The 218-nt window shown below is 78.9% G+C and carries 1 protein-coding gene; it reads left to right on the forward strand.

Annotation, left to right across the window (positions count from 1 at the left end; translation table 11 throughout):
- Positions 1 to 218 (forward strand): hypothetical protein (locus SACPADRAFT_RS32770; RefSeq protein ID WP_040924268.1); only part of this gene is annotated, 218 nt, incomplete at both ends.

Raw genomic sequence — 218 nt, forward strand, 5'->3', positions numbered from 1 at the left:
CACTGCTGACCGCGACCGTGCTCGCCGGGGACCACGCGGCCCCGGCGGAGGCCCGTTCCCGGCTGGTCCGGCAGGCGACCGAGGTGGCGGGGGCCGCACCGGACCTGGCCGGGCGGCTGTTGCTGTGGGCCGCCGTCCACGCCCACGAGCACGAGGTCCACGACGGGTTCGCCCACGGGGACGTCGGCGACAGCGCCGACGGAGGCACCGGCGAGGGC

It is taken from the genome of Saccharomonospora iraqiensis subsp. paurometabolica YIM 90007 (genome assembly GCF_000231035.2).
Taxonomy (GTDB): Bacteria; Actinomycetota; Actinomycetes; order Mycobacteriales; family Pseudonocardiaceae; genus Saccharomonospora; species Saccharomonospora paurometabolica.